The organism is Streptomyces zaehneri, assembly GCF_032248645.1.
GTDB lineage: Bacteria > Actinomycetota > Actinomycetes > Streptomycetales > Streptomycetaceae > Streptomyces > Streptomyces coriariae.
Window position 1 is genome coordinate 178,602 of the sequence record NZ_JASTTJ010000017.1, and the last position, 24,348, is coordinate 202,949.

A 24,348-nucleotide genomic window follows, 5' to 3' on the forward strand; every position below is an offset into this window, starting at 1 on the left:
CCGGCCATGTGCTCGACCTACTCTGCCGACGCCCTTTTCTTGCGTGGGCGCACGGAAGACGGTGGCGGCACTTGGTCCTTGGCCCGCGGGCACCTGTCGGTGCAGTTGTCGGCGGTCCCACAACCATTGCTGCGCAGCTTGGCCCGCTGCTCCTCCGTCGCCGGCTGCCAAGGCTTCCTCAGCGTCTCCGTGGCCGGCTTCGAGAGTCCGAGAGCAGCGCTCAGCAGATGCGCGCCGAAAAGTGGCGGTACGGCGTTGCCCACCTGCTGGGCCTGAGCTGTACCGGACCACGGATAGTCCGGCGGGAAGCTCTGCAGCATCCCCGCTTCGTTCATGCTGAAGCGCGGGCCTTCGAAGACGATGTTCTCGTCGAGGTGTTCGAAAACCACGAACCTGGAGATGCGACCGGTGACGGTGGTGGCGGGCTGCTCGTCGGTCCGCACTCCACGCCTTCCCGGGTTCCCGGAGCTGCCGTAGTTCGAGCGGACCAGGAAGGGCCTCTCACGCCCCGGGTGCGAGCCCACCGGGCTCGCGAGAGCATCACGCATGGACATCCAGGGCCGCAGTACCTCGTCGCCCCCTGTCGGGATGTCCTCGTCGAGGAGCGGCTGACGGATCTGGTCGGCGCCCTGATCGGATGCGCCGCTCCTGTTCCTCCGGTTCCATTCTTTCGCTTCGTAGGAACGGTGGGTCGCAGCCGGGAGCGAGGGTTGCCCGAGCCCTTCGCGCCGAGCGATCAGTACCGCGCGGGATCGTGTCTGCGGCACCCCATAGGTCTCGGTGTCGAGAACGCCGACGACCACCTTGTATGTGGTCCCGTCAGGGAGCCCTGTCCCGGCGAGCACCTTGGCGTAGTGCTCCCACAGCGGGGCAACTGCGGGGACTTGCTCCAGAACGATGACGTCGTACGGTCGGTTCTCCCGGTTCGCGCTCCGGGTCGCCTGAATCGCGTATCGAAGCGGTTCGAGGACCAGTGCGGTGCGTGGATCGGGGAGCGCCGCCAGTTCCTCGTCGATCTTCTGATCGGACTCGCCGGCCATCAGTCGCTCGATGTACCCCTTGACCTTGTCAAGGGCTTGGCGTCCGGCACCGTGCCCGGCCACCGAGTAGGTCTGACACGGAGGGCCGCCGGCGAGCACGTTGATCTCCGGCGGCAGCGACTCGAAGGCACCCCTGCGCACCGCACTGACATCGGCGTGAAGGGTGTCCAGGCCGGCGGCGTAACGGGTCAGGCACGCGCTTTTGTCCCACTCGATACCGAGACTCGGGATGTCGAGTGAGTGACCGGCGACGTCCAGCCCTCCGGGACCTGCGAAGAGATCGAGGATTTGAGGCTGGTCGAGGATGGGCTTGTGGGACGCCTTGCTGGTCATGTGGCGGAAGTGTAGCCGGCGGCGGGGACTGCTGGATCCAGAATCAGCGCTGCGGCCACAGCCCGCCCCAGTACCTCTCCCACCGGCGGTGGTGTCGCGTGCCCGACCTGGCGGTATCGGGCGGTCTTGCGCCCGGCGATGTCCCACGTGCCGGGAAAGCCCTGCAACAGCGCGGCCTGCTCGACGGTGATCTTCACCATGTGGTCCCTGCCGAGCTCGGGGTCCCATACGAAGTCCGCATCGGGCACCTTGTCACCCACGGTGTGACCGTTGACACCCATGGCTGCCCAGGTCTGTTTGGCTCCAGTCGGTCCCAGATCCGCACCGCCCCGGTTCTTCGATCCACCGACCAGCGTCGGAGCCGGTCGATCGGCCTGGGCGGCCCAGCGGGCGGCGTCGTGCCAACCGCGTGAGGCCATGGTCGGTCCCAGAACGGCACCGACCGTCGCGGGCCGCAGCACAGTCGGTGCCGGTGGCCGGAACGCCGCGGCCCACTCCTGCTCGATGGCGACGAGGACGCCCTGCTTGCGGTTCTGGGGCACACCGAAGTCGACCGCGTTCACGACGAACCAACTGAACTCGTAACCCAGGTGCGTCAGTTCCGCTCGCGCAAAATCGCGAAACTGCTGGTAGGCGTCCGAGTGCGCGAGTCCGGGCACGTTCTCGATGAGCACCGCGCGAGGCCTGATCGCATGGACGAGACAGACCGTGGCCGTCAGCAAGCGCTCCTCGACTCCCGAATCCGCGCGTCCGGCAGTCGCACTCGATTTCACCCGAGGCAGGCCGGCCGAGAGGAGATCCACGTCGAGGCTCTCGGGATGCTCCGCCGGGTCGAAGTCCATCAGGTCGGTGTGAAGTACGTTCCAATGCGGTCGGTTTGTCCGCAGAGTGTCGACGGCGAGATCGTCCTCGTCCAGCAGCAGGCGCGGCTCGAATCCCGCCTGCTCCAGTCCCAGGGCGAGTCCTCCCGCTCCGGAACATACGTCGACGAAGGTCAGTCCGCTCATACTCGTCTCCCCCGAGTCGCTTCCGTCCGACGCCGCTCCACGGTCGCCACTACGCGTACGACCACTTCCTCGGGAGCCTCGTGCTCCCAGAATCGCAGCACCGTCCAGCCTTCCGCCGTCAGGTGCTCGGTCGTCTCCCGGTCCCGTGCCATGTTGCGTTCCAGCTTGGTCCGCCACCACTCCGCGTTGGACTTGGGGTGGGTGGCGTGCTGCGGACAGCCGTGCCAGAAACAGCCGTCGATGAGGACCGCCACCTTCGCCCGGGGGAATGCCACGTCGATCCGTCGTCGTGGCATGCCGGGGACGGGGTACTCCACGCGGTAGCGCATGCCGGTTGCGTGCAGGAGTCGTCGTACGGCCAGCTCGACACCGGTGTCCTTGCTCGCCTGCTTGCTCATGCGGGCCGAGACGCCGGGAGAGGAGGGCGTCAAGCGGTTCACTGTCGTCATGCCTCACGAATGCATGTGGTCACGGTCGATGATCGCCTTGTGCGAGGAATCCCTGCACCAGTTCGTCGCGTGTGCGTGTGCGTGTACTGGAGGCTGAGAGTCCAAGGAGCGCCACGGCTCCGGGATCGAGCCCTCAAACCCTCGATGCCCCGTGGCACCCCTGGTACTGCCTACCCGACCCGCACCAGCACCCAGCCCCCCGCTCCGGCGGCCACGCCACAGCTCGTCCTCGCGCCGCCAGTGTCGTCGCGTACTGCGGGAGCAGGTCCGTGTCGGACGGGGAGGTGCCTTCCGAGGCTGCGAAGGCCTCGTAGGACGGGACGGTGCCGGTGACGATGCCGAGGTTGGCCGTGCCCGAGGCGGCCAGTTCGGTGAGGGACGCCTCTATGCCCGCCAGGTGCTCCTCGTGTGACGGGTACTCCTGCGCCAGGGTCGGGTACGCGGCGACCAGTTCCGCCAGTTCGCTCGCCGGCCAGTGGAGGACGGCGACCGGGAACGGGCGGGACAGTTCCTCCCGGTACGCGCCCAGCTCCGCGCGGAGGCGGGAGATCTCCGCTTCCAGTTCCGCCGGGTTGTCCGAGCCCAGGGACCAGACGCGCTTGGGGTCGTGGAGCTCGTCCAGGGAGACGGGCAGCGAGTGGAGGGTGTCCGCCAGCAGGTCCCACTCGTCGTGGGCCGCGCCCAGCATCCGGCGTACCCGGTGGCGGCCGAAGAGCAGCGGGTGGGCGGCGTGCGGGGGTTCCGGCACGTCCGCCAGGAGCAGGGTCGCCCCCTCCGTGAACGTCTTCTGCGCCGCCTCCAGCTCGTCGTGGGCTTCCAGCGACTCCGCGACGATCACCCAGGGGGCCGGGTCGCGGGGGGCCGCGGCCCGGATGCCGTCGATGATGGCTCGGGCCTCGGCCTCGTGGCCGTACTCCCACAGGTTGGCGGCCTTCAGGGCGCGGACCAGGTAGGGGGCGTCCAGGTGCTCCGGACCCTCCGCGGAGGACAGGAGACGGTCGTACAAGGTCGTCGCGGCGGGGCGGTCGCCGGCCAGTTCCAGGTGGGCCGCGGCCTGCAGCAGCAGGGCTTCCGCGTCCTCGGGATACAGACCGGCGGTCCGCTCCAGGCGTGCCGCTTCGGCGGTGTGGTCGACGTTCTCGGCAGGCGTGTCGGGGCGCATGCACGACACCGTACTGCCCGCCGCTGACAAAAAGGAGATAGGTGCAGGCCAGGGGCCGACCCCCGGCTCGCGCTCCCTAGATCGTCACCCCGTCCACCTGGAGCGTCTGCACCGCGCCCGCCGCGAACGGCACGCTGATCGTCTTGCCGCTCAGGTAGGTGTCCGAGCGGGCCGTGTAGAGGTCGCCCGAGCCGCTCGTCACGGTGTTCCAGCGGGGGACCAGGCCCGACGAGCCGCCCGTCACCGTCGTGAAGCGGGAGAGGTCGAAGGTCAGGGTCTGGGCCGAGGCGGAGGTGTTCGCGGCCACGATCACCAGCCGCTTCGCCGCCTTGTCGATCGCCGCCGCCGCGTAGCTCACGCCCGTGTCGAGGATCGTCATGCCGGGGCGGATGTGCCGGCTGAACTGGGCCATCACGTAGTACTTCGTGGTGACCGCGCCCGCCGCCAGGGTGCTCGCGTCGTACGCGATCATCGCCCAGTTCGTCGACGGGTCCATGACCTGCCAGTAGACCCAGGCCGTCGGGTGCAGCCAGCGGAAGTCGTAGAGCAGGTTGCTCGCCATCGACAGGCCGGTGCCGTCGTTGTCGCCCGTTTCCGAGTTCCACAACGCTTTGCCGGCGGTGGTCACCACGTCGGTGTAGAGCAGGTCGCGGCGGCCGCCCGAGCCCTGGTAGCCGTGCACGTTGACCCGGTTCACGTACCCCTTCGTCGTGGACGAGAAGGAGTTCCACGTGGTGCGGGCGAGGTCGTAGCTCGTCTCGTCCGACGCCGAGATCTTCGTCGCGGTCAGGCCGCGCTTGTCCAACTCGCTGCGCATGTAGGGCAGTACGGCCGACTGGACGGTCGCGTCCATGTGGCAGCCCTCCTGCGTGCCGGTCGCGGTCCACCAGGACGACGACGGCTCGTTGAAGGGGTCGACCGTCGCGAAGTTCACGCCCCAGTTCGACTTCGCGTACAGCGCGACCGCCGCCAGGTGGGAGGCGTGCTGGCGGTAGTTCCAGGTCTGGAGGTTGTTGCCGCCGCCCGAGGCGCCTGAGGGGTTGTGGTTCGAGCACATCCACCACATGGGGGAGTTGGCGAAGAGTTCGGTCGTCGCGCCGCGCGACACCGCCTTCTGGAGCATCGCGCGCTGGGCCGCGTCCGCCGTCCAGTCCCAGGCCGAGGACGTGGGGTCCTCGTTGTTCCAGTCCTGCCAGTAGCCCTCGATCTGCTTGAACGCGGGGATGTTGGCGGAGGCCACCATGCTCGAGCCGCTGACCGTGTTCCAGCTGCACGCGCCGAGGTTGTAGCGGGCGATGTTGAGTCCGAGGCCGGGGAGGGTCTTGCCGTTGTAGGACACCGACTTGGTCGTGAAGAAGATGTCGGCGAAGTCGTCCCGGGCGCCGAAGACGTTCGCCCACCAGGCGAGGGAGGTGCCCCAGCCCTCCCAGGTTCCGTACGTCGTGGACGGGTTGACGGAAATCGTGGCGTCGGCGTGGGCGGTGCCCGTCGCGAGGGCGCTCCCGAAGAGCGCGCCGCCCGTGGCCGCCAGCAGTGTCCTGCGTCGGATCATCACTTCTCCGCTTCGATCACGTGGAGCAGTCGGCTCGTTCCGATCGAATCCCGGTTGTCCCTGCCGGGCGGCGATCGGGTGCGTGAGCGCACTGGAGGCTCAGTGCGTCACGAAGCATCGGGTGCGGTCCGTGGTGTTGTCGAGAGTTATGACAGCCCTTTCTCAAACCTGTGGAGAAAGGGCTGGGAAGGGGTTCGAGGGGACGAACGGGCGGGGTGGGAAGGGGCCGTGTATGTACGGGTCTGGAGACCTTGTCCCCCTCCCCTTATGGTGCCCGCGTGCGGATTCCCCTCGTACGGCGGAACCTTCTCGACCGACGGATTCCCCTCGTGCAGCACAGCACCCGGCGGCGGCGTGCCCGGTACCGGCGGGTGCTCTGGAGCGGCGCCGAACTCCTCGTGACGGCAGGGGTGTTGGTGCTGCTCCTCGTCGCGCATCAGCTGTGGTGGACCAACCGGGAGGCCAAGGACGGCGCCGAGCGGAGGGTGGAGGCGCTGGAGCGGGAGTGGGGGGCCGGCGCGAGCGGTGCCGAGGGCTCCGCGGGTGGCACGGCCTCCGGGGCCGGTGGCGCGTCCGGGGAGGCGCCCGCGCGGTCCGACGGCGGCACGGGGCAGGGTGGTCAAGGCGGCCGGGGAGGGCAGGGGTCGTCGTCCGCCGGCCCGCGCTCCTCCCAGGCCTACGCCGTGCTCCGCATCCCGCGGCTCGGTCTCCGCGTCCCCGTCGCCGAGGGCACCAGCAAGCAGAACGTGCTCAACAAGGGGTACGTCGGCCACTACGCCGGCACCGGACAGCCTGGCCAGGACGGCAACTTCGCGGTCGCCGGGCACCGCAACACCCACGGCGAGCCCTTCCGGTATCTCAACCGCCTCAGGAAGGGCGACGAGGTGGAGGTGGCGACCCGGAACGCGACCTACACCTACCTCGTGGACAAGATCCTGCCGCAGACCTCACCCCGTGACTCGGGCGTCATCCGGCCCGTCCCCCGTTCCCTCATCGAGCCCGCCTACGGTTACGACGCCCCCGGCCGCTACCTCACCCTCACCACCTGCACGCCCGAGTACACCTCCCGGTACCGCCTGGTCGTCTGGGGCCGGCTCGTCGCGACCCTGCCCCGGGTCTAGGCCGCCGTCGTGCCGCCCGGTTCCGCAGATGACGAAGGTGACGCTGATCAGCAGGGCCCAGGAGACCCACTTGGACACGGACACGGGTTCCCAGCCGTGGAGCTGGTACGGATATCGCCAGGCCCCGAGGTACGTGGCGATGTTCTCCGCCAGCCAGAGGAAGAAGCCGATCAGCGTGAAGCCCAGCGCGAGGGGCATCCGGTGCCGGCGCTCGACGACCGTGTAGTGCACCCAGGTCCCCGTGGTCGCGGCCAGCAGCAGGGCGCCGAGGGGCAGACGCAGGTCAGGCAGCCAGTGATGTGTCAGGAAGTTGAGGTAGAGCAACACGGCCAGCGCGGCGGTGGCGCGGGCGCGGTAGCCGGTGACGGCCAGGTCGAGCAGTCGCCGGGCCCGGCAGACGTAGCTGCCGACGGCCGCGTACATGAAGCCTCCGTACAGCGGCACCCCGGCGACCTTGGTCAGTCCCGGCTCGGGATAACTCCACGACCCCACCCGCACCTTGACCATCTCGAAGGCGAGCCCCAGCACATGACAGGCGGCGATGACCGCGACCTCCCGCCGGGTCTCCCAGCCGAGCAGGAAACCGACGGCGGTCAGCAGCACACCGTAGGCGAGCAGCAGGTCGTAGCGGGTCACCGGCAGGGACGGGAGCAGTGTCGAGACGGCCATGCCGCCGAGCAGCGCGACCGCGAAGGCGCAGCAGCGAGCCTGGAGCCGGCCGAAGCGCACCAACTGCAGAGCGAACGTTTCCGCACGCTGCCTGATCCCGTGCGCGGTCGTCGCGTCCGCCGTCACTCCGTGCGTGGTCGTGGCGTCCGCCGTCACTCCGTGCGTGGTCGTCGCGTCCGTCGTCACTCCGTGCGTGGTCGTTCTGCGCATGGTCATGTAGAGCGCTCCGGCGGGGGCGGCGGTTGCGCGGTGCGTCGCGGGGCTCCGCCCGCGGCATCGCGGCCTTCGCTGCCGCCTCCGCCTGCGACCCTTCCTCCAGAGCCTCTCGGACGGCGGTCAGGACGGCCTCGGTGTCCGCGCCGAGGGCGCGGGCGGAGAAGGTGAAGTCACTTGCGAGAGTGGCGAGTTGGTCCGGGTCTGGGCGGGCGGGTTCGGACGGGGGCGCCGTCACCCGGGTGCCCGCGGCCCGGCGGGTGCGGATCAGCTCGGCGGCCTCCGGTTCGCGGTAGGCGCGGGCCACCGTTCCCGGTGGTTCGCGGTAGGCGCGGGCCACCGTTCCCGGTGCCAGACCCAGGTCGGAGGCCGGCTGGCGCACGGTCGGCAGGCCGGTCAGGTATAACCGACATCAGACAAACGAACAGGGACCGGAGCCGAAGAGCGCCGGTGACAGCCGACGAGCGCCGGTGACAGTCGGCGACAGCCGGATAGCGTTGGCGAGCGACAGGGAGAGAGGGGGAGAGAGTGATCCGTAGTCGGTTCGTCCCGCGTCCCGCCCTCGTCCTGTTCCTCCTCTTCCTCGACGTCGTGCTCCTCGACGCCGGCAGCCTCTCCGCCGCCGTCGCGCTCGCCGCGACCGCCGCGGCCGGCTCGGCCCTGGCCGTCTGCACCCTCGTCGCCGCGCGCAGCGCACCCGCCGTCCCGCCCACCCGGGTGCGTACGGCCATCAGGGAACGGGCCCGCCGTACGGCCTTCCTGCCGCAACGCGACCCCGACGCCTCCGGCCGCCGCCGCCCCAGGGCGCCCGGCCACGCCCTCCCGACGACCGTCGCGTAGGGCCGCTCTCCACCGTCACGTGGGTGACCCGCGCGGGTCGTCATGCCGTCATCCCGTCTCCCGGCACGACGAGACCCCCGGAGGGCTCCCCACTCATGTCCGTTTTCGCCAGCCTGGTCGAGCGGCTCGCCGACCTGCTCGACCCCCTGTTCGGCGCCACCGCCGCGGCCGCCGCGATCGTCCTGTTCACCGCACTCGTACGACTCCTCGTGCACCCCTTGTCCCGCGCGGCCGCCCGCGGCCAGAAGGCGCGTACGGCGTTGCAGCCGAGGATCGCCGAACTGCGCAGGAAGCATGCCAAGAACCCCGAGCGGCTCCAGCGGGCGGTGCTGGAACTGCACGCCGAGGAGAAGGTGTCGCCGCTGTCCGGACTGCTGCCCAGCCTCTGCCAGATACCGGCCTTCTTCCTGCTCTACCACCTCTTCTCCAGCTCCTCGATCGGCGGCGAGGACAACGGTCTGCTCGGTCATCGGCTGTTCGCCGCGCCCCTCGGCGACCGCTGGGCGGACGCGCTGGCCGGGGGTGGGGTGTTCGGCGCGGCCGGACTGGTCTACCTCGGGCTGTTCGCCGTCGTCGCGGCCGTCGCCTCCTTCAACTTCGTCCGGGCGAAGCGGGTACCGCTGCCCCAGGTCGGCGGTGGTGAGGAGCTGCCCGGGGTCGGCACGATCGCCAAGGTCATGCCGTTCCTGTCCTTCTTCACGCTGGTCACCGTGGCCGTCGTACCGCTGGCCGCCGCGCTGTACGTCATCACGAGCACGACGTGGAGCGCGCTCGAACGGGCGGTCCTGTACCGGTGAGGGTCCCGGGCAGGTGGGGCTTGAACGGATGACGGTTCCGAGCAGGTGAGGCTCCCGAGCGGGTGACGGTCCAGTCCGTGAACGGGGGCTTGCGGACCTGATCGCGAGCTTGGAGGATCGACCAGTCCTCCGATGGCTGCACCCATCGGACGGGTGCCCCGCGATCGAGGGAGATAGTGACCATGAAGCTGCTGCGAGTCGGTACGGCGGGAACGGAGCGACCCGCGCTGCTCGACCCCGAGGGGGTCCTGCGGGACCTCTCCGGGGTTGTCCCGGACATCGACGGGGCGCTGCTCGCCGACGACGAGGCGCTCGGTCGGGTCCGGGAGGCAGCCGAGTCCGGGGAGCTGCCGGTGCTGGACGCGACCGGGCTGCGGATCGGGCCGCCGCTGGCCCGGATCGGCAAGATCGTGTGCATCGGGCTGAACTACCACGACCACGCCCGGGAGATCGAGGCCGAGCCGCCCGCCGAGCCCGTCGTGTTCTTCAAGGCGGCGGACACGGTCGTGGGGCCCTACGACACCGTCCTCGTGCCGCGCCGGTCGCTCAAGACCGACTGGGAGGTGGAGCTGGCGGTCGTCATCGGGCGCACGGCCCGCTACCTGGAGTCGGCGCGGGACGGCCTCGCGCATGTCGCGGGATACGCCGTCGCGCACGACGTGTCGGAGCGGGAGTTCCAGATCGAGCGGGGCGGCACCTGGGACAAGGGGAAGAACTGCGAGACGTTCAATCCGCTGGGCCCGTGGCTGGTGACTGCCGACGAGGTCGCCGACCCCCAGGACCTCTCCCTGAGGCTCTGGGTCAACGGGGAGTTGAAGCAGGACGGGACCACGGGTGAGCAGATCTTCCCGGTGGGGGAGGTCGTTCGGTACGTCAGCCAGTTCATGACGCTGTACCCGGGGGACGTCATCAACACCGGGACGCCCGCCGGGGTCGCCCTGGGGCAGCCGGAGCCCAAGCCGTACCTGCGGGCCGGGGACGTGGTGGAACTGGAGATCGCCGGGCTCGGACGCCAGCGCCAGGAGTTCAAGGACGCGTAAGCGCTCCGCTGGGGGGCGGGGGACTGGGGTCGGGTGTCGGCTGCGGGCCGGTCCGTGGCTGGTCGCGCAGTTCCCCGCGCCCCTTCGGGCGCAGTTCCCCGCGCCCCTTCGGGCGCAGTTCCCCGCGCCCCTTCGGGCGCGGTTCAGCCCAGGTACTTCTCCAGGAACTGTTCCAGCACCTCGACCACGAACCGGTGGTCCTCCAACTGGGGCAGGCCCGACACCGTCACCGCGCCGATGATGCCCACGCCCTCCACGTTGACGGGGAAGGAGCCCCCGTGCGCCGCGTACTCGTCGGGGTCGAGGCGGGAGGACTCCTCGAACGTCGTGCCCTTGGCGCGGAAGCGGGAGCCCACCAGGTAGGAGGAGGCGCCGAAGCGTTCCACCACCCGGCGCTTGCGGGCGATCCAGGCGTCGTTGTCTGGCGCCGAACCGGGCAGGGCGGCATGGAAGAGCTGCTGGCCGGCCCGGTGGATGTCGACGGCGACCGGCGCCTGGCGCTCGCGGGCCAGCTCCACCAGCAGTGAGCCGAGCTCCCACGCGTCGTCGTTCGTGAACTGGCGGAAGATCAGCCGGCGTTCCTGGGCCTGGAGCTCCTCCAGGGTCGGGGTGATCTCCGGGGTGAACTTCGGGGTCATCTGGTGGGTTCCCATCACAGCGTCACCGCCACCTTGTCTCGTGCCGAACGGCGGGCCGCCTCCAGTACGTCCAGGGCGGCGGCCGCCTCGGCGGCGGTCACCGGATTGGGTCCGCCGTCGATCAGTGCCCTGGCCACCGCAGCGTAGTAGGCCGGGTAGTCACCGGGGAGGGTCTGTTCGGGTCGTCCGCCGCCGGTCAGCGGGGACTCCCCGGCGCCGACGCGGCCCCACAGCTCGGCCGGCTCGGTGCCCCAGCCGGGGGTGCCGTCCGGCCGCTCGCCCTCCCGCAGGGCCGCCTCCTGCGGATCCAGGCCGTACTTCACATAGCCCGCCTTCGAGCCCAGCGCCCGGAAACGCGGGCCGAGCTGGGACGTCGTCGCCGAGGCGTGGAGGTGGGAGCGGACGCCGCTCGCGTGCGTCAGCGCGATGAAGGTGTCGTCGTCGGTCTCCGCGCCGGGCCTGCGGACGTCCGCCTCGGCGTAGACGGAGACCACCGGGCCGAACAGCACCAGCGCCTGATCGACGAGGTGACTGCCGAGGTCGTAGAGGAGACCTCCGATCTCTGCGGGGTCGCCGGACTCCCGCCAGCCGCCCTTCGGCAGCGGCCGCCACCGCTCGAAGCGGGACTCGAAGCGCCATACGTCGCCCAGTTCGCCCTCGGCGAGCAGCTTGCGCAGGGTCAGGAAGTCGTTGTCCCAGCGGCGGTTCTGGAAGACGGAGAGCAGCAGGCCGCGCTCCTCGGCGAGGGCGGCCAGCTCGCGCGCCTCGGCGGCGGTGCCGGCGACGGGCTTGTCGACGACGACCGGCAGCCCGGCCTTCAGCGCGGCGGTCGCGAGCGGGACGTGCGTCTTGTTCGGGGACGCGATGACGACCAGGTCGAGCTCGTCGGCCCGGCCGAGGAGCTCGTCGGGGGTGGCGGTGACGCGTACGTCCGGGAACTCGGCGCGGGCCTGCTCCCGCCGCTCGGGGTTCGAGGTGACCACCGTGTCGAGGGCGAGGCCCTCGGTCGCGGCGATCAGCGGGGCGTGGAACACGGAGCCCGCGAGGCCGTAGCCGATCAGGCCCACGCGGAGCGGGGCGACGGCCGGGTGGGTGCCGGATCCGGTGCCGGTGTCGAGGCCTGTTTCGGAGCCGGTGTCGTCAGTCGTGCGTCCAGTCATGCGGACCACTTTGGCAACGCTGTTGCCAAAGAGCAAGCGCGAGGGACAATGGCAGGGTGAAGACGACGAACGACGGAGGCGACACGGACCGCCCGCCGGAGTCCGGGGCGGGGTCCGCGACGGGGTCCGGCGCGGGGTCCGCATGGGGACTCCCGCCGGACCACGAGCCGGGTCCGGAAACCGGCCGCGCGCCGGAGCGGCCGGCGGATGCCGTGACGCGCCGGGCCGCGGGCGTGAACCTGCTGGCCCTGCGCAGCCACAACGCCGCGCTCGTGCTCGACCTGCTGCGCGCAGCCGGGCCCGAGGGCATCAGCCGGCTGGAGCTCGCCGAACGCGCCGGTCTCACCCCACAGGCGGTCAGCAAGATCACCGCCCGGCTGCGGGAGGAGGGACTGGCGACGGACGCCGGCCGTCGCGCGTCCACCGGCGGCAAGCCGCGCACGGTCCTGCGGCTGGTCCCCGAGGCCGGTCACGCGGTCGGCGTCCACCTCGACCGGGACGAACTGAGGGTGGTGCTGGTCGACCTCGACGGACGCGTGGTGGGCGAGCGGCGTGCCCCGCTGTCCCTGGGTGCGGGGGCGGAGGCGGTCCTGGACGCGCTGCTCGGCGAGGTGACGGAGGTTCTGTCGGAGGCCCTCGGGAGCGGCGCCGTCTCGGCTCCGCTCGGCGTCGGGGTGGCGCTCCCGGGCCCGCTCGACCATACGCGCGGGGTGCTGCACCGGGTCACGGGCTTTCCCGAGTGGGACGGTTTCCCGTTGCGGGACGCGCTGGCGGCCCGGCTCGGCGTGCCGGTCGTCGTCGACAAGGACACCAACGCCGCCGCGCTCGGCCTCGCCGTCGGCGGCGAACGCGGCTCCTTCGCCTGCCTGTACCTCGGGACGGGCCTCGGCGCCGGTCTGGTGATCGGCGACGTCGTGCACCGGGGTGCCCGCACCGGCGCGGGGGAGTTCGGGCACCAGGTCATCCAGCTGGACGGGCCGCTCTGCTCCTGCGGCAACCGGGGCTGCGTCGAGGCGCTGTGCCTGGCTGCCATGCGCCGGGGGGACGTGGCCGAGGCGGCGCGGGTGCTCGGCGAGGGTGCCGCGAACCTGGCCGCCCTGCTCGACATCGACGCCGTCCTGCTGGGCGGGCGCACCATCATGGCCGCACCGGAGCCCTTCGTCCGGGGGGTCGCCGTCGTCCTCGAGGCCCATGCGCGCCGCGAGGGATCGCGGGAGGGCGCCGTGCCGGTACGTCTCGCCCCCGGCGGGGCCCGCGCCGTCGCGGAGGGCGCGGCACAGCTGCTGCTGGGTCCGGTGTTCGGACGGCCGGACGGCTGAGCGGACCGACCGGTGCCGCCTCCGCCGAACGAGGGCATTCGTACGGTCGTACGGTGTGCCGTTGCCGCTGGGCGGGTTCCCCCGTGCAGGCTCACGTGTTCATGCGACTGTGCCCGCCTGTCTCCGTCTGCCTCGCCGTGGCCGCCGCCCTCCTCCCCGCGCCCGCCCAGGCGGTGGCCGGCCCGAGTTGCGCCGGTCCCGACGGCGCGGACTTCCCCCTCACCACCCGGCTGCACGGGGGCCCGGATTCCTACCGGGCCGGGGGTGGTTACGGCATCTGGTATCTCGACCTCACCAACACCACCCGCCTCACCTGCGACGGGATCCATCCGGTCGTCGTCCTGGTCGACGCCGGACGCGCGCTGAAGCCGTCCCAGGCGCGCCTGGAGTTCTACGCCGACGGACAACCGCACCCGGTCCGCTTCGAATCCACCGACGAGGACGAACTGGTCGGAGCCTTCACCGAGGGTCCCACCGCCGGCCCCACCGCCGGAGAGACCGGGGGACAGGCCGAGGGACAGTCCGACGGCGGCGACGGTTTTCCCGGTTTCACCGTGGGACCCGGCCGGACCCTCACCGTCAAGCTGCGCCTCGCCCTCACCTCGGACACCGCGCCCAACGACGTCACCGCCAACGCGGCGGTCGTCCAGCGGCACGGTGACGACGGCGACTGGATCGGACAGTCGAACGACTACCGCTTCGCCGTCAAGGCAGGCACCGCTCCCGACACCGACGCCGACCCCGACGCCGACCCCGACACCGCCCCCGGCCTCGACCCGGCCGCACCCACCCCCGATCCCGATCCGACTCACGCCCCCTCCGCCGCCCCCACCGTGACCTCCTCCGCCACTCCCACCGTGACCTCCTCCGCCACTCCCGCCCCGGACGCCTCCGCCGCGGACACCGGCCGGCTCTCCCTCGCCGACGAGGCCGAGGAACTCGCCCGCACCGGCCTCGGCTCACCCGCCGTTCTCGCCGGCGCCACCGCCTGTCTCCTCGCCGCCGGGGCGACCCTGCTGCTGGCCCGCCGACTGGCCCGACGGCGCCGTTGAAGCCCGGCCGCATCCCAGCCGGTGGACGTCTCGCCACCGGCCATTCCCTCAAGATCGGGCCTGTGCTTAGGCTGGGGCGCACGCGGCGACCGCGTGCCGGCGCAGTACCGCGTACAGGCGCGGCCACCGTGTACTCGCGTTCGCGTACGGCAGGGAGATCCCGCACATGGCAGACCGCAAGCCCATCGAGTCGTGGCTCACCGACATGGACGGTGTGCTCATCCACGAGGGCGTGCCGATCCCCGGCGCCGACGCCTTCCTGAAGAAGCTCCGCGAGTCGGGCAAGCCGTTCCTGGTCCTGACCAACAACTCGATCTACACCCCGCGCGACCTGCACGCCCGGCTGCGACGCATGGGCCTGGACGTGCCGATCGAGAACATCTGGACCTCCGCGCTGGCCACCGCCCAGTTCCTGGACGACCAGCGGCCCGAGGGCACGGCGTACGTCATCGGCGAGGCCGGCCTGACCACCGCGCTGCACGACATCGGCTACATCCTCACCGACCACGAACCCGACTACGTCGTCCTCGGCGAGACCCGCACCTACTCGTTCGAGGCGATGACGAAGGCCGTCCGGCTCATCAACGACGGCGCCCGTTTCATCTGCACCAACCCGGACGAGACCGGCCCCTCCGCCGAGGGCGCGCTCCCGGCCACCGGAGCCGTGGCCGCGCTGATCACCAAGGCGACCGGCAAGCACCCGTACTTCGCGGGCAAGCCGAACCCGCTGATGATGCGCACCGGTCTGAACACCATCGGCGCCCACTCCGAGAACAGCGCGATGATCGGCGACCGCATGGACACCGACGTCCTCGCGGGCATGGAGGCCGGCATGCAGACCTTCCTGGTGCTCACCGGACTGACCCGGCCCGAGCAGGTCGAGAACTTCCCGTACCGCCCGTCGAAGGTCGTGGACTCGATCGCGGATCTCGTCGACCGGATCTGAAACGCGCGGCTCCGAAACCCGTGACACGGTGTGAGCCACTCGTACGGAGCAGTGATACCCCGCCCGGGGATGCGCGCCGGGTCCCGGCGGGGGAGTCTCCATATAGCTGGAGGTTCACGATGGGTTCACTGAAAATCACTCTCTGTGCGGGTGTCGCGGCCGTCGCCGCGGTGCTCATCCCGACGGCGTACGCCTCGGGCGAAGGCAGCGGGGACGGAGGCGGCAGCGTCTCGATCACACCGTCCACGCCCGCACCCGGCGCCGAGGTCACCCTGAAGGTCAGCGGCTGCGGCGGCAGAACCGCCACCGCGGCCTCGGCCGCCTTCGTGGCGGTCGCGCAACTCGCCGGCTCGGGCGGCACGCTCGTCGGCGACACCCGGGTCCGCTCCTCGATCGGGACCGGCACCTACGACGTACGGATCACCTGCGTCGACTTCAAGGTGAAGGGCCATGTCAAGGTCGTCGCCGCGTCGTCCGCCGATTCCTCGGAGGCGACGGAGCCGTCGGTGTCGTCGGGCTTCGAGTCGGCGGAGCCGTACGGGCCGTCCACGCCCGCCTCTCCCGTCGCCCCGGTGCACGCCGGCGGCGGCGGTACCGCCGCCCTCGCCCCGCTCGCCGCCGCCGGCGGGGCACCGGCGAAGGTCCATGGTCCCGGTACCGCGCAGGCGGTCGTCGGGCTGGTGCTCGCCGGTGTCGCCGCGGCCGCCGTCGTCCTGCGCGGGGTGCACCGCAGACGCAGGACGGATTGAGCATGTCCGACCGCGAACGCTCTTCCGGCCGCCTCCTCACCGGTCTGGCCTGGGCGGTGCTGCTGCTCGGGCTGTGGCTGTGGGGGCGCGAGGTGACCGACGTACGGCACGGCATATCCGCCCCGGCCACCGGTGACATGGCCGCGGTGGGCCGCCCGCCGGATGCCGAACTCCCGCCCGCAGCGAAGCCGTTGGGGCAGGCGCTGCCGCAACGCATCGACATCCCCGACCTGGGCGTGCAGGCCCCGGTCGTCGCCCGCGGGCTGGACACCGAGGGGGGCATCGACCCGCCGCCCTTCGACCAGGCGGGCGTCGTCGGGTGGTACGCCGCCGGGGCGAAACCCGGCGCCCGGGGCACGGCCCTGCTGGTCGGGCACGTCGACACCGAGACCAGGCCCGCGGTCTTCTACAAGCTCAGCACGCTCAAGGCCGGCGAGACGGTACGGGTGGTCCGCGACGACGGGAAGGTCGCCGAGTTCACCGTCGACGACGTCGAGGTGGTCCGGCGCGACCGCTTCGACGCCCGTCAGGCCTACGGCCCCCGGCAGCCGGACCGCGCCGAACTGCGGCTGATCACCTGCGGCGGCACCTTCGACCGGGTGAGCCGCAGCTACACGGCGAACGTGATCGTGTCGGCGTATCTGACGGGCACGGGCGTCTGATCCGACGTCACCCGGCCCGGTCGACGGCCCGCTCCCCCGAAACCGCCGACCGGGCCGGTCCTCGACCGCGCGCGCCCGGGCTGCGGGAGTAGCCCGGCGACCGGCGCGGGAGGCTGTGGGGTTCATCTACCCCGCGGGCGGCGGTGACGACCGCTTTCCGGCACTCTCGCGGGAGTTGCGGGTCCTGCGCCGGGTCCGGGCAAGGGGAGTTCCGGGACGGACGGGCGCATTTCGTTATTCGCACGCAAATGCGACATGCCGCCGTGTGGAGGCATACGAACGAAGGCCCCTCGCTTTCGCGAAGGGCCTTCGGTGTCTGTGCGCCGCCAGGGACTCGAACCCCGGACCCGCTGATTAAGAGTCAGCTGCTCTAACCAACTGAGCTAGCGGCGCCTGCTGACGGGACAACTCTACAGGACCCCCGGGGGTGCCCCGGACCACCCGGCCGCCGGTCCGCCGCGGCACTGGGCCGGGCGGGTGCCGCGTACATCATTCGGACCGTCAGCATGCGCGTCGGGAAGACAGTTGAGAAACTGGCGAACGTGCACAGTCGCGGACATTTCCAGCTGGGGTGTGAGGGGAATCGCATGGGCTCTCCGGTATTCGAGGAATTCGATCCCGAGAGCGACTGCGATTGCCCCGGATGCGTATCCCGGCGGCGGGTCGGGGCGAATTCCCCGCCCGCCCGGTTCGGCGGTCACCCGGCCGCCCATCGGGTCGTGGTCGTCGCCACGGCGGCGGCGGCCGCGGCGCTCGGCGCCGCCCATGCGGTCCCCGCCTTCGCGGCCCCGCAGACTTCCGATCGGCCCGGCGTACCCGCAGGTGACGAGCCCGAGACCCCGCAGGGCGGCAAGGCGCCGCTGCACGGTCCGGCCGGGCAGTCGGCCCGGCCGGGAGGACTGGCGGGGCCGGTGAAATCGCCCCCGACGACCCGGGCGGACATCATCAGACGGGCCAAGGAATGGGTTTCGGCAGAGGTGCCGTACAGCATGAGCAGCTACTGGTACGACGGTTACCGGCAGGACTGCTCCGGCTTCGTGTCCAAGGCCTGGAACCTGACCGGGAACGAGTGGACGGGCAGTCTCCACCAGTACGGGACACGGATTACCAAGGAGGAGCTCCAGCCCGGCGACATTCTGCTGTTCCACAATCCGTCCGACCCCGAGAAAGGCTCGCACGTCGTCATTTTCGGCGGCTGGACGGACTACACGCACAGCTACTACCTCGTCTACGAGCAGACCCGTCCGAACACGCGCCGGCAGACCACTCCCTACGCCTACTGGAGCAATTCCGACCGCTACGTGCCCTACCGCTACAAGGGCCTCACGGCGGTCACTCCCGGCGCCGGGGCACAGGTCGGCGCGAGCGCCGACGGCGGGAGCGGGCCGGGCGCCGGGGTCACCGCGACGACGACGTCGTTCCCGGGGCGGGCGGCCTTCGGCCCCGGGGCGGACAACCCGTACGTCACCCAGCTCGGCCGGCTCCTCGTCGAGCGCGGCGGAGCACGCTTCTACGCTTCGGGTCCGGGCCCGAGGTGGTCGGCGTCCGACGGCTGGGCCACCGTGGCCTTCCAGCAGGCCCAGGGCTGGCGCGGCGCCGACGCCGACGGCATCCCCGGCCCGAGCACCTGGGCCCTGCTGATCTCCGGCCGGGGCAGGGACATCGACCCCGGACAGCTCCCGACCGGCACCGGCCAGGGCTCCGGCTCCGGCGGCGCGATCGGCGGGTATCCCGCGACCGGGGTGGCCGGCGCGCCCGCCGCACCCTCGGCGCCGCGCGTCCCCGCGTATCCCGGCCGGGGCATGTTCCGGCCCGGCGCCCAGAACGCGTACGTCACCCGGCTGGGGAGGCAGCTGGTGAAGAAGGGGTTCGGCAGGCACTACACGACGGGGCCCGGACCGCGCTGGGGCGAGGCGGACCGGCGAGGGGTCGAGGCCTTCCAGCGCGCGCAGGGCTGGCGGGGCGGCGCGGCGGACGGCTACCCGGGCCCGGAGACCTGGCGGCGGCTCTTCTCGTAGACCGGTGAGGCAGCCGCACGAAACCCGCTCGGCACCTGCCGGGGCCCGCCCACCTTCTTGATCCCCTCTCTGACCCCCTGACCCCTGACCCCTGACCCCTGACCCTGACCCTGACCCTGACCCTGACCCTGACCCCCTTTCACTGTCATGGCGTATCTGGCGCGGAGGCTGGAGGCACGCAATGAACACGACCACTTCACAGACACCCGAGTCCGAGGGACCGTCCAGACCCACTCGGCTCATCCAGAACGAGGTGACCACCGAGATCCCCGTCCATCTGCTGTTCCGGGACGAGCCCGAGCCGCGGCCCGTGCCGCTCGGCGCGGCCGTGGTGGGCAGTAGGGCGGGCACGGGCGAGCAGCCGCGGCTGCGCCGGCCGACGCCGGCCAAGCCCCGTCCGGTGGCGCAGGTCGACCCGGACCTGGTGGAACGGCCGGCCCGGGTGCTGCCCGGCGCGGCGGGCGTGTTCGCCGGCATGTGCGGGGCGGCCGGCTGCGTGGCCGCCTCCTGGTGGGCCGGGGTGCTGCCGCCGCACGCGGCGCAGGCGCTGCGGCTGCCGGAGTTCGCGGGCGCCGGGCTCGGTCCGGCGCAGTGGGCGGCCTACGCGGGGGCGGGCGCCCTGGGGCTGTTCGGCTTCGGCGGTCTGGCCCGCGGGCGGACCGGACGGGCCTGGGTGCTCGGTCTGTTCGGCCGCTACCGGGGGACCGTGCGGCGCACCGGCCTGCTGTGGGTCAACCCGCTGCTGCTGCGCCGCCGGGTGGACGTACGTCTGCGGCACTGGCGCAGCGAGCCGTTGCCCGCCGCCGACGGCAGCGGGGTCGCGCTGCGGGTGGTGACGCTCGTGGTGTGGCGGGTGCGGGACACCGCGCGGGCCACGCTCGGCGTGGAGGACCACGAGACGTATCTGCGCGAGTGCGTCGAGGCGGCCCTGGCCCGGATCCCGGTGGAGACGCCGGGCGCGGGACGCGGTTCGGTGGAGGCGGCGGGGGAGGTGCTGACCCGGCGGGTGGCGCAGGACGCGGGCGCGATCGGACTGGAGGTGTTCTCGGTGCGGCCGCTGCGGATCGAGTACGCCCCCGAGGTCTCCGCCGCGATGCACCGCCGCCGGATCGCCGCGCTCGACGCCCAGCACCGGGCGAGCGTGCTGACCTCGGTCGTGGACTCGGTGGAGGACACGGTGACCCGGCTGACCATGCGCGGACTCGTGGAACTCGACGACTACGAACGCAAGGCGCTGGTGAAGGACCTGACCGTCGCCTTCTGCTCGGGGCGCGGGGAACAGGGGCCGTGACGGGCGGCCTTGACGCGGGCGTTCGTCACGGGGGCGGCCGTGACGGGGCCGGGCGCGTCTTTGATATGGACACAGCCAAGAAACGGCAATAATCTCGAACTTGGTCTAGACCTGCACGCATGAGCTCACTGAACTCCTCACCGAACTCCCCACGTTCTCCAGGAGCGGCAGCATGCGCAAAAAGACCAAGTGGTACGCCGCCGCGCTCGGACTCACCACGGCGGGAGCCTTCGTGCTCACCGCCGGGGGTGCGAGCGGCCACGGCTACACCGACCTCCCCATCAGCCGGCAGAAGCTCTGCCAGAACGGCTCCGTCCCCAACTGCGGTGACATCCAGTGGGAGCCGCAGAGCGTCGAGGGCCCGAAGGGCTTCCCGGCGTCCGGTGCGGCCGACGGAAGGATCTGCTCCGCCAACAACACCCGCTTCGCCCAGCTCGACAGCCCGAAGACCCCGTCGGGCGGGGCGTGGCCCACCACCAAGGTGACCGGCGGTCAGAGCTACACCTTCCGGTGGCAGTTCACCGCCATGCACGCCACGAGTGACTTCAAGTACTACGTCACCAAGCAGGGCTGGAACCAGAACCACAGCCTGGCCCGCTCCGACCTCGACCTCACCCCGTTCCTGACCGTGCCCTACGGCGGTCAGCGGCCCCCGTCCACCCTCTCGCACAGCGGCACGCTGCCGTCCGGGCTCAGCGGACGTCACGTGATCGTCGCGGTGTGGACGGTCGCCGACACGACCAACGCGTTCTACGCCTGCTCCGACGTCACGTTCTGAGCATGGCTTGAGCTCCCCCGGGTCCGCGCGCGGGTACGTTCCCTGCACGCCGGCACGACCAGGCCGGCGCCTGGACCTCGGGGGAGCTCATGGAAGCCTTTTTCTACCTCGTGCCGTCGATCATGATCGCCGGCCTGCTGTTCGGCGTGTTCGGGCTGGTCCGCCGCTCCCGGCGGGTCGCCCGGGCCTGGAACGGCGGTTCGACCGCGCAGGCGCGCTGTCTGCGGTCGTACACGACGACCAGCGGCGGCGGCGACACCATGGTCAGCACGACCCTGCACCACGTCTACGAGTTCACCACCCGCGAGGGCCGGGCCGTCCGCTTCGAGGAGGCGAACGGCCCGGGGACGACCATCGAGGGCGACATCGTCACCGTCCACTACGCGGCCGGCCACCCCGAGGAGGCAACGGCCAAGGCGCCCGCCCACGGCAGGCTCCTCGCCGAGTCGGGCTGTCTGCTGCTCTTCCTCGGCGTGGCCATCGCCTTCTGCGTGTTCTTCATGATCACCGCCCACTGGATGTTCGCCGAGGCCGACGACTTCGTGCCGTAGCACTCCACATCTGACGGTACGTCAACTACCGTGCGCCGCCATGGAGTCCGTCGCCGAACTCGTAGCGGCCCGGTGGGGCGACCACCGTCCCGGGCTGTGGTGCCAGAACACCGGGAACATCGGTCACCCCGAGAACATCGGTAACCCCGAGGACGCCGGGAGCGCCGTTCTCACCCACCACCAGGTCGCCGCCGGCGCCGCCGCCCGTGCGGCGCTGCTGGCCGACCTGCTGCCGTCGGGCGGTCCGCCCCATGTCGGGGTCCTGCTGGACAACACCCCGGAGTTCCCGCTCTGGCTGTCGGCCGCCGCCCTCGCCGGCGCGGCCGTCGCCGGGATCAACCCCACCCGGCGGGGCCCCGAACTGGCCCGGGACATCCTGCACACCGAGTGCGCGCTGCTGATCACCGAGCACACCCACCTCCCCCTCCTGCGGGGCCTCGACCTGCCCGGGGTCCGCCCGCTGATCACCGGCACCCCGGAGTACGACGACCTGCTCGCCCCGTACGCGGACGCCCGCCCCGACCCCTCCCGGGCCGGCCCCGCCGACCGGCTCCTCCTCTACTTCACCTCCGGCTCGACCGGCGCGCCCAAGGCCGCGATCTGCACCCAGGGCAGGCTGGCCGCCGCGGGGCGCTCGCTGGCCGGACAGTTCTCCGTGCGGCGGGACGACGTGCACTACGTCTGCATGCCGATGTTCCACGGCAACGCGGTGATCGCCGACTGGGCGCCCGCGCTGGCGGCCGGGGCCGGGGTGGCGCTGCGGCGGCGGTTCTCGGCGTCCGGGTTCCTGGCGGACGTACGGCGCTACCGGGCGACGTACTTCACCTATGTGGGCCGGGCGATCCAGTACGTCCTGGCCACCGAGCCGCGCCCGGACGACCGGGAACACGGCCTGCGGCTCGGCTTCGGCACCGAGGCGGGGGCGGTGGACGCGGCCGCCTTCGAGCGGCGGTTCGGGGTGCGGCTGGTGGAGGGGTACGGCTCCTCGGAGGGCGGGGCGGCCGTGCAGTGGTCGCCGGGGACTCCGGCGGGGGCGGTCGGGCGGGCGGCGCCCGGTCTCGTCGTCCTCGACCGGGAGACGCGCGCCGAGTGTCCGCCGGCCGTTCTCGATCCGGCCGGCCGGCTGCTGAACGGCGAAGAGGCGATCGGCGAGCTGGTCAACCGGGGCGCCAACCCCTTCGAGGGCTACTGGCGCAACCCGGCGGCCGAGGCGGAGCGGCGCCGGGGCGACGGGGAGTACTGGACCGGCGACCTCTTCTACCGCGACCGCGAAGGCTTCCTCTACTTCGCGGGCCGCACCGACGACCGGCTCCGCGTCGACAGCGAGAACCTGGCCGCCGCGATGATCGAGACCATCCTCGCCCGGTACGAGGGGGCGGCCGCGGTGGCCGTCTACGCGGTGCCGGATCCGGTGACCGGGGACCAGGTGATGGCGGCGTTGGCAGGGTCCTTCGATCCGCTCGGTTTCGCCGAGTTCCTGCTCGCCCAGCCCGATCTGGGGACGAAGATGGCGCCCCGGTTCGTACGGGTCCTCGAGCGGATGCCCGTCACGGCCACGAACAAGATCCACCGGGCGCTGCTGCGGCGGGAGGGGATCGGGTGCGCCGATCCGGTGTGGTGGCGGCCGCCGGGCCAGGCGACGTACCGACCGCTGACGACCGCGGACGTCGACAGCATGGGGGCCGGGGGGACCGGGGGAAACGCCGAAGGGCCCCTCGTGTCCACGAGGGGCCCTTCTTCGGTGCGCCGCCAGGGACTCGAACCCCGGACCCGCTGATTAAGAGTCAGCTGCTCTAACCAACTGAGCTAGCGGCGCATGACTCCCGTCCTCCGCCTTCGGCGGCTGACGACGGAGAAAATACTACCCGGTCCGCGGGGGTGCTCCGGACCATGCCGAGCCCCCGCCGGGCCACCCGTCGGACGGGCGTCAGATCGCGAGCGACAGCAGTACGGGTGCCGCGTTCCTGTTCAGGGTCTCGGCGGCCTGGCGGAGCCGGTGGGCGTGCTCGACGGGCAGGGAGAGGGCGAGGCAGCCCGCCATGGAGCCGGCGGTGATCGGGACGGCCGCGCAGACCGTGCCGATCGCGTACTCCTGGAGGTCGAGCGTCGGGACGGTGGGCGGCTGGGCCTCCAGGCGGGAGAGCAGCAGCTTGTCGCTGGTGATGGTGCGCGAGGTGAGCCGGGCCATCTTGTGCCGGGAGAGGTGGTCGCGCCGGCCGTTGTGGTCGAGCTGGCCCAGCAGGCTCTTGCCGAGCGCGGTGGCGTGCGCGGAGGAGCGGAAGTCGACCCACTCGTTGACGGACGGCGTGGCGGGGCCGTCGGCGTACTGGGTGATCGTGACCTCGCCGTCGACGTACCGGCTGATGTAGACGGCGGCGCCGACGGAGTCACGGAGCCGGTCGAGCGTGTGCTGGAGCTGGTCGCGCAGGGCCTGCTCGCGATGGTGGGCGGAGCTCAGGCGGGTCAGGGCGTCGCCCGTGACGTACGCTCCGTCGGCGATCTGCTCGACGTAGCCCTCGCGGCGCAGCATGCGCAGGAGCGCGGTCAGCCGCTCCGGGGTGAGTCCGCTCTGACGGACGAGTTCGGCGTCGGTGACACCGGTGGAGTGCCCCGCCACCGTCTCCAGGACGCGCAACGCTTCCTGGGCCGAGTGGTACGGCACGGTCGGCTCGTGCTTCAGCGCCACGGTTTCCCCCCTGGTCGCCTCATGGCCGTGATCCCTGATCCTGGCAGGGAATCACCCTCCACGATATCCGGCAACCGGCTCGTGGGGAGGGGGTTGAGGGGATTACCCCCTCACAACAAGGGGGTTGCCCCTATGGCATATGCCAGCAGCATGCCTGAGGTCCGGGCGAGGGCTCATGCGCGCCAGGCGATTCGGATGGCCCGTGAAGGGAGGGGGCGGGGGCCCCCCGGGGGGGGGCCCCCCCCGACCGCGGTTCCTGCGGCTCCGTCTCGGCC

Annotated in this window: 22 protein-coding genes, 2 tRNA genes and 1 pseudogene; 14 read left to right on the plus strand and 11 right to left on the minus strand. The window is 71.7% G+C overall.

The window, feature by feature from the left end:
- Nucleotides 1–17 precede the first annotated feature (17 nt).
- From QQM72_RS26350 to QQM72_RS26370, 5 genes are all read right to left on the minus strand, one after another.
- Nucleotides 18–1,373 (minus strand): DNA cytosine methyltransferase, encoded by a 1,356-nt coding sequence (locus QQM72_RS26350; RefSeq protein ID WP_314223321.1) that lies wholly within the window; start codon nucleotides 1,371–1,373, stop codon nucleotides 18–20.
- Nucleotides 1,370–2,380, minus strand: a complete 1,011-nt coding sequence (locus QQM72_RS26355) for a DNA cytosine methyltransferase (protein WP_314223322.1) — start codon at nucleotides 2,378–2,380, stop codon at nucleotides 1,370–1,372. The genes QQM72_RS26350 and QQM72_RS26355 overlap by 4 nt, the downstream gene beginning before the upstream one ends.
- Nucleotides 2,377–2,778, minus strand: a complete 402-nt coding sequence (locus QQM72_RS26360) for a very short patch repair endonuclease (RefSeq protein ID WP_314223357.1) — start codon at nucleotides 2,776–2,778, stop codon at nucleotides 2,377–2,379. The genes QQM72_RS26355 and QQM72_RS26360 overlap by 4 nt, the downstream gene beginning before the upstream one ends.
- 184 nt (nucleotides 2,779–2,962) lie before the next feature.
- Nucleotides 2,963–3,991, minus strand: a complete 1,029-nt coding sequence (locus QQM72_RS26365) for an SEC-C domain-containing protein (RefSeq protein ID WP_314223323.1) — start codon at nucleotides 3,989–3,991, stop codon at nucleotides 2,963–2,965.
- Between the two features lie 76 nt (nucleotides 3,992–4,067).
- Complete coding sequence (locus tag QQM72_RS26370) at nucleotides 4,068–5,543, minus strand: glycoside hydrolase (RefSeq protein ID WP_314223324.1); 1,476 nt, start codon at nucleotides 5,541–5,543, stop codon at nucleotides 4,068–4,070.
- 329 nt (nucleotides 5,544–5,872) lie between these two features.
- On the opposite strand from QQM72_RS26370, the gene QQM72_RS26375 reads away from it, so the two are divergent.
- Nucleotides 5,873–6,664, plus strand: a complete 792-nt coding sequence (locus tag QQM72_RS26375) for a class E sortase (protein WP_314223325.1) — start codon at nucleotides 5,873–5,875, stop codon at nucleotides 6,662–6,664.
- A gap of 93 nt (nucleotides 6,665–6,757) precedes the next feature.
- Here the strand turns inward: QQM72_RS26375 and QQM72_RS26380 are convergent.
- Nucleotides 6,758–7,549 (minus strand): annotated as a pseudogene (locus QQM72_RS26380) (DUF817 domain-containing protein); the annotation flags it as partial.
- 525 nt (nucleotides 7,550–8,074) lie between these two features.
- Between QQM72_RS26380 and QQM72_RS26385 the strand changes: the two are divergent.
- The 3 genes from QQM72_RS26385 to QQM72_RS26395 all read left to right on the plus strand — a co-directional run bounded on the left by QQM72_RS26385 (nucleotide 8,075) and on the right by QQM72_RS26395 (nucleotide 10,223).
- Nucleotides 8,075–8,386, plus strand: a complete 312-nt coding sequence (locus QQM72_RS26385) for a DUF6412 domain-containing protein (protein ID WP_314223326.1) — start codon at nucleotides 8,075–8,077, stop codon at nucleotides 8,384–8,386.
- Between the two features lie 95 nt (nucleotides 8,387–8,481).
- A complete protein-coding gene (locus tag QQM72_RS26390) occupies nucleotides 8,482–9,183 on the plus strand; it encodes a YidC/Oxa1 family membrane protein insertase (protein WP_314223327.1) in 702 nt (233 codons plus the stop codon).
- Between the two features lie 182 nt (nucleotides 9,184–9,365).
- Nucleotides 9,366–10,223 (plus strand): fumarylacetoacetate hydrolase family protein, encoded by an 858-nt coding sequence (locus QQM72_RS26395; RefSeq protein ID WP_314223328.1) that lies wholly within the window; start codon nucleotides 9,366–9,368, stop codon nucleotides 10,221–10,223.
- A 143-nt stretch (nucleotides 10,224–10,366) separates the two neighbouring features.
- Here the strand turns inward: QQM72_RS26395 and QQM72_RS26400 are convergent, their stop codons facing one another.
- Nucleotides 10,367–10,861 (minus strand): heme-degrading domain-containing protein, encoded by a 495-nt coding sequence (locus QQM72_RS26400; protein ID WP_399078678.1) that lies wholly within the window; start codon nucleotides 10,859–10,861, stop codon nucleotides 10,367–10,369.
- A gap of 14 nt (nucleotides 10,862–10,875) precedes the next feature.
- Complete coding sequence (locus QQM72_RS26405) at nucleotides 10,876–12,021, minus strand: Gfo/Idh/MocA family protein (RefSeq protein ID WP_314223330.1); 1,146 nt, start codon at nucleotides 12,019–12,021, stop codon at nucleotides 10,876–10,878.
- A 56-nt stretch (nucleotides 12,022–12,077) separates the two neighbouring features.
- On the opposite strand from QQM72_RS26405, the gene QQM72_RS26410 reads away from it, so the two are divergent.
- The 5 genes from QQM72_RS26410 to QQM72_RS26430 all read left to right on the plus strand — a co-directional run bounded on the left by QQM72_RS26410 (nucleotide 12,078) and on the right by QQM72_RS26430 (nucleotide 16,749).
- A complete protein-coding gene (locus tag QQM72_RS26410; RefSeq protein WP_399078681.1) occupies nucleotides 12,078–13,340 on the plus strand; it encodes an ROK family transcriptional regulator in 1,263 nt (420 codons plus the stop codon).
- 101 nt (nucleotides 13,341–13,441) lie between these two features.
- Entirely contained in the window at nucleotides 13,442–14,392 is a 951-nt protein-coding gene (locus QQM72_RS26415) for a hypothetical protein (protein ID WP_314223331.1), read from the plus strand.
- Between the two features lie 166 nt (nucleotides 14,393–14,558).
- Complete coding sequence (locus tag QQM72_RS26420; protein WP_314223332.1) at nucleotides 14,559–15,338, plus strand: HAD-IIA family hydrolase; 780 nt, start codon at nucleotides 14,559–14,561, stop codon at nucleotides 15,336–15,338.
- 119 nt (nucleotides 15,339–15,457) lie between these two features.
- Nucleotides 15,458–16,087 carry a hypothetical protein gene (locus QQM72_RS26425; RefSeq protein WP_314223333.1) on the plus strand — a complete coding sequence of 210 codons (630 nt, stop codon included), beginning with the start codon at nucleotides 15,458–15,460 and terminating at the stop codon, nucleotides 16,085–16,087.
- 2 nt (nucleotides 16,088–16,089) lie between these two features.
- Nucleotides 16,090–16,749, plus strand: a complete 660-nt coding sequence (locus tag QQM72_RS26430) for a class F sortase (protein ID WP_314223334.1) — start codon at nucleotides 16,090–16,092, stop codon at nucleotides 16,747–16,749.
- A gap of 319 nt (nucleotides 16,750–17,068) precedes the next feature.
- Here the strand turns inward: QQM72_RS26430 and QQM72_RS26435 are convergent.
- Nucleotides 17,069–17,142, minus strand: a tRNA-Lys gene (locus QQM72_RS26435).
- Nucleotides 17,143–17,336: 194 nt separating this feature from the next.
- Between QQM72_RS26435 and QQM72_RS26440 the strand changes: the two genes are divergently transcribed.
- From QQM72_RS26440 to QQM72_RS26460, 5 genes are all read left to right on the plus strand, one after another.
- Nucleotides 17,337–18,767: a peptidoglycan-binding protein gene (locus tag QQM72_RS26440; RefSeq protein WP_314223335.1), complete on the plus strand. Its 1,431-nt coding sequence runs from the start codon at nucleotides 17,337–17,339 to the stop codon at nucleotides 18,765–18,767.
- A 181-nt stretch (nucleotides 18,768–18,948) separates the two neighbouring features.
- Nucleotides 18,949–20,058, plus strand: coding sequence for an SPFH domain-containing protein (locus QQM72_RS26445; RefSeq protein ID WP_314223336.1), 1,110 nt, complete (start codon nucleotides 18,949–18,951; stop codon nucleotides 20,056–20,058).
- Between the two features lie 172 nt (nucleotides 20,059–20,230).
- Nucleotides 20,231–20,836 carry a lytic polysaccharide monooxygenase auxiliary activity family 9 protein gene (locus QQM72_RS26450; RefSeq protein WP_314223338.1) on the plus strand — a complete coding sequence of 202 codons (606 nt, stop codon included), beginning with the start codon at nucleotides 20,231–20,233 and terminating at the stop codon, nucleotides 20,834–20,836.
- An 89-nt stretch (nucleotides 20,837–20,925) separates the two neighbouring features.
- Nucleotides 20,926–21,387, plus strand: a complete 462-nt coding sequence (locus QQM72_RS26455) for a DUF3592 domain-containing protein (protein WP_314223339.1) — start codon at nucleotides 20,926–20,928, stop codon at nucleotides 21,385–21,387.
- A 40-nt stretch (nucleotides 21,388–21,427) separates the two neighbouring features.
- Nucleotides 21,428–23,164, plus strand: coding sequence for an AMP-binding protein (locus QQM72_RS26460; protein WP_314223340.1), 1,737 nt, complete (start codon nucleotides 21,428–21,430; stop codon nucleotides 23,162–23,164).
- On the opposite strand, the gene QQM72_RS26465 is transcribed toward QQM72_RS26460, so the two are convergent.
- Together QQM72_RS26465 and QQM72_RS26470 are read right to left on the minus strand one after the other, a co-directional pair.
- Nucleotides 23,130–23,203: transfer RNA gene (locus QQM72_RS26465), tRNA-Lys, on the minus strand. The two genes, QQM72_RS26460 and QQM72_RS26465, sit on opposite strands and share 35 nt — an antisense overlap.
- 111 nt (nucleotides 23,204–23,314) lie before the next feature.
- Nucleotides 23,315–24,073 (minus strand): IclR family transcriptional regulator, encoded by a 759-nt coding sequence (locus QQM72_RS26470; protein WP_314223341.1) that lies wholly within the window; start codon nucleotides 24,071–24,073, stop codon nucleotides 23,315–23,317.
- Nucleotides 24,074–24,348: the final 275 nt, after the last annotated feature.